Annotated in this window: 1 protein-coding gene and 1 pseudogene; both read right to left on the reverse strand. The window is 61.4% G+C overall.

Translation table 11 applies throughout. The features are described from left to right. Window positions 1-684, reverse strand: a pseudogene (locus WBQ44_RS15850) (UvrD-helicase domain-containing protein); the annotation flags it as partial. 62 nt (window positions 685-746) lie between these two features. After that, a protein-coding gene (locus tag WBQ44_RS15855; protein ID WP_495567627.1) for an IS3 family transposase occupies window positions 747-1,933 on the reverse strand; the annotation gives its coding sequence in 2 pieces (ribosomal slippage) (window positions 747-1,666 and window positions 1,666-1,933; 1,188 coding nt in all). Window positions 1,934-2,003: the final 70 nt, after the last annotated feature.

The raw sequence follows: 2,003 nt of genomic DNA on the forward strand, positions 1-2,003 counted from the left end.
CTGCATTTCCTGCCAGTGCTCCCGTGCTGCAGCTCGCTGCACAGGCTCGGATTCCAACACCGACTTCGCCAGCAACACGAACCGGTCCAGATCGACCAACCCCGCCAAACCACCTGCACCACGAGCCTTCTCATCCAACACAGAATCCAACGCTGAATCGAGCGGGACCGTCTCCAGCAGGGCGTGCAGCGCAACACCCAGATCCGTCCCGCTCCCGACCGACCCGACCGACGGCGCCACCACCTCGATCGAGTTCGACGGAAAGACAAGACCCGCCAACCGATACTCCGACAGCACACCCTCATGGACGGGCAACACCGGATGCGCGATCTGCGTCGCCGACACCGTCGACGGCAAGGCAGACACCTCGGCCACCCGCACTGTCTCGGCTTCCCATTCGTCCCAGGTCTGCGACGCGGCCGAACTCGACTGGCCGTCGTCCTCGACGCGCACCGGCTCGATCAGGTCCGGAACTATGTTCGACACGCCCGCAGTCCCCGCGCCCAGAGTCTTGCCCCAACTGTCCCGAGCACCGACATAGCCCGACACCGCAAGAAAACTCTCCGCCCGAGTGCACGCCACATACAGGAGACGAACACGCTCGGCCTTCGTGTGCGCCTGTTCAATGCCCGACACGGTCTTGTACTCGACCGACTGCACTCCCGCACTCACATTGAGATGCATCGACCCGTCATCACCCCACACTGATCTGCCGCCAAGATTTCGGACAATGGAGCTGACTATTCTCAGGCCGCGATTGCGGGCTGCCGATAACTGTAGTGGACGTCGTTCGGGGTCCGGTACCCGATTGCCGAATGCCGGCGTCGTGGATTGTAGAACCCTTCGATGTATCTGACGATGTCTTGTCGCGCTTTGCTTTTGGTGGCGTAGACCGTTCGGTAGACGCACTCGTTCTTCAAGGCCGCAAAGAAACTCTCGGCCATGCTGTTGTCCCAGCACACCCCGGTCCGGCCCATCGAGGAACGCATGCCCAGAGAGCTCACGAGAGCTCGGTAGGCGCGGGATGTGTAGACACTGCCGCGATCGGAGTGGAAGATCGCTCCCGGCTCGATCAGGGTCGTTGCTGCGGCGTTCGTCAACGCAGCCGCGACGAGTTCGGTGCGCATATGGTCTGCGATTGACCAGCCCACGACCTTGCGGGAGTAGCAGTCGATGACCGTCGCGAGGTACACGAAGCCTTGCCAGGTGTGAACATAGGTGATGTCACCGACGAACTTCACGCCCGGGCGGTCGGCCGAGAAGTTACGTTTGAGCAGATCCGGCACGAGCGGCGTCCCGTCCGGGTCGGAGTCGGTGGTGACACGGAACGGCCGCGGCTGGCACGGCACGAGGTCTTCCGCGCGCATGATCGACCGGACCAACTCTGGGGAGCACTCGATCTGCGCGGCCCGCAGATCGGCATGGATACGGCGATACCCGTAAGTGCCGTGCGAAAGCTCGAAGAACACCCGAATACGTTCCGCAAGAACATCTCTGCGAATCGCAGTTGCTGATTGCGGACGGCTTTTCCAGTTGTAGAAGCCAGAGGTGGACACCTCGAGCCAGCGACAGCGGTCGGTGATCGGTACTACCGCGGAATCGTCCGCGACATAGGAATCGATGAACTCGTACTTCGCCACTACCGTGGCTCCCGTGCAAAGTACGAGGCTGCTTTTTTCAGGAAGGCCGCCTCGGCTCGAAGTTCTCGATTCTCACGTTCGAGCTGGGTAAGGCGTGCTCGTTCGGTGAGGGTGAGTTCGGCGTCCGGGCCGCCGCCGTGGGTGTCTCGGTACTTCACCAACCATCGGCGCAGACTGTCGTCACCGACGTTGTAAGCCTTGGCGACCTCGCTGATCGGCTTGGATAAGTCGATGACCTCTCGGCACAGTTCGTCCTTGAACTCGGGACTGAACGATCGACGCGATCTGCTCATGTTGGACTGGCTCATTTCAGTAGATCCCTATTCTAAGCGGGTCCACTGTCCGAAATCCCTGGGCCGATCA

Origin of the sequence: Rhodococcus sp. (in: high G+C Gram-positive bacteria), from assembly GCF_049591685.1 — a bacterium.
GTDB lineage: Bacteria > Actinomycetota > Actinomycetes > Mycobacteriales > Mycobacteriaceae > Rhodococcoides.